At 56.3% G+C, this 3,686-nt stretch carries 2 protein-coding genes and 2 pseudogenes; 3 read left to right on the forward strand and 1 reads right to left on the reverse strand.

Annotated elements, in window-relative coordinates:
• Positions 1-844 (forward strand): ISAs1 family transposase (locus CJZ98_RS19215; protein WP_232756586.1); only part of this gene is annotated, 844 nt, incomplete at its 5' end.
• Between the two features lie 58 nt (positions 845-902).
• Positions 903-2,147 (forward strand): annotated as a pseudogene (locus tag CJZ98_RS17350) (transposase); the annotation flags it as partial.
• Positions 2,148-2,399: 252 nt separating this feature from the next.
• On the opposite strand, the gene CJZ98_RS18605 reads toward CJZ98_RS17350, so the two are convergent.
• Positions 2,400-3,086, reverse strand: coding sequence for a hypothetical protein (locus CJZ98_RS18605; protein WP_157911082.1), 687 nt, complete (start codon positions 3,084-3,086; stop codon positions 2,400-2,402).
• A 168-nt stretch (positions 3,087-3,254) separates the two neighbouring features.
• Between CJZ98_RS18605 and CJZ98_RS19490 the strand changes: the two are divergent.
• Positions 3,255-3,533 (forward strand): annotated as a pseudogene (locus CJZ98_RS19490) (type I restriction endonuclease); the annotation flags it as partial.
• Positions 3,534-3,686 lie beyond the last annotated feature (153 nt).

The raw sequence follows: 3,686 nt of genomic DNA on the forward strand, positions 1-3,686 counted from the left end.
GCTGCGTCACCTCGATGACACGGCAGACGTCGGCCACGGTCTTGCCCTGGGCGATCAGCTGCTCGGCGGTTTTGAGCTTGCGGATGATCTGCTCCGCCGTGTGCCTGGTGCGTTTCATGGTCGAGTCCCCGGCCCAGTCTGGCCGGATGAGGACTCTCATTCACCCTGGACCGGTTTCCGGGGTCCACGTCAAACACGCCGAGCTCAAGAAGCTGCTGGGCGAGCTGGATCTCGAGGGTGTGCTGATCCAGGCGGACGCGCTCCACACGCACAAGGCGTTTTTCGACAGCTCACGGAGCAGGGGGCCGACTTCGTCCTGAGCGTCAAAGCCAACGAGAAGACCCTGCAGCGGCAGGTCAACTGTCAGCTCGAGGGGAAGCGCCAGATCCCTTTTGCTGCAACGCATCACGAGATCGGTCACGGCCGTGACATCACCTGGGCGCTGCGGGCCAAGGAAGCACCGGAGCACATCAAGGCGGACTGGCCAGGGACGGCCTGGATCGTTGAGCTGGTCGCCAGCGGTAGCCGTGGCGGCAAGCCGTTCAAGGCCAGGCATCTGTTCCTCACCAGCCTGCGCACCGCCCCAGAAGCCTTGCTGCAACTGATCCGGGAGCGCTGGAGCATTGAAAGCTGGCACTGGATCCGCGACACCCGGCTCCAGGAGGACAAGCACCGCTACCGGGGAAATGGCGCTGCCGTCCTGGCCGCGATGCGCACCGCAGCCCTGAATCTGCTGCGCCTGGCTGGATTCGACTCAATCCGCGAGGGCCTGCATGCGGTGATGCACGACATCACAGCGCTCCTGGCGATGGCAATGCGGCAACCAGAGGAAAAGCCGATCTGACACTTTAAATCAGCCCTGACGGCGGGGGCGGGCTGATCGGACTTTCAGTTAGCCCTGGGAGGCGTTCCGGTACTCGGCCCCGTTTGATCCATCGATGATGGTCTATTTTCGCAAGCGACTGCAGGAATCAGTCGTCAACGACTGCAACGAGCGGATCGTGCGTCATGGCCTGAACATGATTCAATCAGCAGATTCAACGGATGATGGGGATGGTGACAATGGCAGCTGTTTGCTCAGCATTGATCAGCCAACGCAGGCTGAACCTGAAAAACCATCGTCCAGCCAGGGCACCCTGTTGATTTATGCCACGTGCGTGCCAGCCGATATCCGTTACCCAACAGACCTCTCTCTGCTCAATGAGGCCAGGGAGGTCACCGAAAAGCTGATTGATGAGATGCATCCTCATGTCAGAGAATCCTTTGGCTATAAGACACGCACGCACCGCAAGAAAGCCAGACAACAGTTTCTGGCCGTGGCCAAGATCAAGCGGCCTCGCATCAGTAAGATACGCAAGGCCATTCAGCAGCAGCTGGGCCATCTGGAACGGAATCTGGCCAGCATTGATGCCCTGATTGCCTGCGGTGGCTGGCTTCTTGTAGCAGGCAGGCATTGGTACCGCAAGCTACTGGTTGTGAGTGAGCTGGTGCGACAGCAGAAGATTCTCTACCGTTCAGACAGCAGAAGCATCCCCGATCGGATTGTGAGCCTCTATCAATCTCATATCAGGACCATCGTTCGCGGCAAGGCCAGGAGCAACGTTGAGTTTAGCGCCAAGGTCTCCATCTCAGTGACGGGTGAGGGCTTTACGTTCCTCGATCGGCTGAGTTTCAACCCCTACAACGAGGAGGAAGACCTTAAGGCACAGGCAAGATCTTATCGCCGTCGGCATGGACACTATCCAAAAGTGATCTGTGCTGATCAGATCTATCGCATCAGATCAAATCGAGCCTTCTGACAGCGTCATGACATTCGCTTGAGTGGATCGCGCCTTGGACGCCCCAAGAATGACCCACAGTTGGTGGCTGCCGAGAAGAAGCAGTTTGCAGATGACCAACGGCAACGCAATGTTGTCGAGGGCAAGATCGGCCAGGGAAAACGACACTACGGATTGGCTCTCATCCGGGAGAAGCTGGCCATCACCCAGGGTTTAACCATTGCCATGAATGTGCTCGTCATGAACCTGGCGAAGCTCCTCGAGCTTCTTTTTGTCCTTTTGGCCTGCTGGCTATATCTTCTAATGGCCAACAGTTCAGCCTGGAAGAGCGAAACGGCGCTGTTTAGTAATCAGCCGGCAGCAGCCTGAGGATGAAGCAACATGCTGAGAGGGTATTCGCAGTATTGCCAGGTCAGGCGCGCTCTGCTTTCTCAGGAGGCCCCATGTAACGGCGCATCGTTGGCACCCTGATAGACGCATGTTCAATCGCTGGATTACGAAGCGACTACCAGGTCTGCATGAGGCGGATCCTCAACGTAGTGGCCCCTGGTCAATGGACTGAATGAAAGCCAACATTTCCAGAGACCCCCTGGCATGCATGCACTGCATAAACATGTTGCCTCATTTGCAGTGATACCCACTACGATTCCATCCTAACGCATTCATCTTATTGCCGTAAATTGCGTCTGAACGCGTGTAACTGGGATTGAAAATTGTTCCATGGGTATAGAGGCAGACGCGATCACAAGGATTAAAGCTTAATTTGATGACTGGTTCGTTCCGGCCAATAGGGCGCACGGTGAGACTAACGCCTTTTGCTGTTTCTTCCGGGATGCTAAAAGTCTTTCTGCTCCAAGCTGCATCGGCCCCAACCAGCTGCCCACTACTTGATTCCGGCACCGAAATTGGTACCCCCCCTGGCAATGTTATCTGTTTGGGTGATGCTGGCATATATGCGAACCCATATTCTACGGTATACCCTGCTTTATTAATGAGCTCTATGGATCCTTTATCGCCGGCGATGGGTCCGCGCCCTCGGAGGTCGTAAGTGCATCCATTAGGCTTGATTAGTTGTCCGCTTGCATTTCTTTGCCTTTCTTGGGCAATCGTAAAGCTCAAATCCTGATTACTGGTATTATTGCCTCTTGCTTGGCGAGATAGGAATTCTTTGGGACTTGAAAAACTAGTGATGGCCAATGAAAGATTGGACTTAGCTTGATAAGCAAGCCCAGGGGTGCCGCCCACGCTAGTCATGCTAATAAAAAGAAAAGCTGCGGCAAGGAATTGATTTTCTTTGGCTGATGCCATGGCCCAAGTCAATCCAATTTCCAATCCCAGTGTAGCACATAGCAAGCTTTAAGTGTGGCCTCCTGCCAGGTTCTTTGGCTGTCACGGGGCTGAGTTTCGCTGGTTTCGCCTAATGAGCCTCTGAGCAACAAGCCTGCGGGAGTCCTTTAGGTCTACTAAGTGTTCGCAATGGACATTGTCGATGCCCGCGAAGAGGCTCTCCGCAAGCTGCTGCGCCTTGCCACAGCCTCGCTCGTGCAGGCCCACTGCACCTTCCACCGCCTCGTGCGTGATGGCATGCCGGTGGATGTCCACCGACCCGATGGCAGCATCGCAGGCGACCATGTGCGGCTGGTCGATTTCGCTACCGTTGCTGCCAACGATTGGCTGGTAGTCAACCAGTTCTCCGTGAGCGACGGCCAGCACAACCGCCGTCAAGAGCTGGTGGTGTTCTTCAATGGACTGCCCATGGGCCTGATCGAGCTCAAGAACGCCTCCGCCGAAGGCGCCACCATCTGGGCGGCCCGGTCCCCTGTTCTCCTACGTCTCCACCGAGGAGCGGATCCCCAGGGCCCATCCCCTGCGGCAGGTGCGGCGGCTGGCGGATCAGGCGTTGGATGG

Source organism: Vulcanococcus limneticus LL (genome assembly GCF_002252705.1).
GTDB lineage: Bacteria > Cyanobacteriota > Cyanobacteriia > PCC-6307 > Cyanobiaceae > Vulcanococcus > Vulcanococcus limneticus.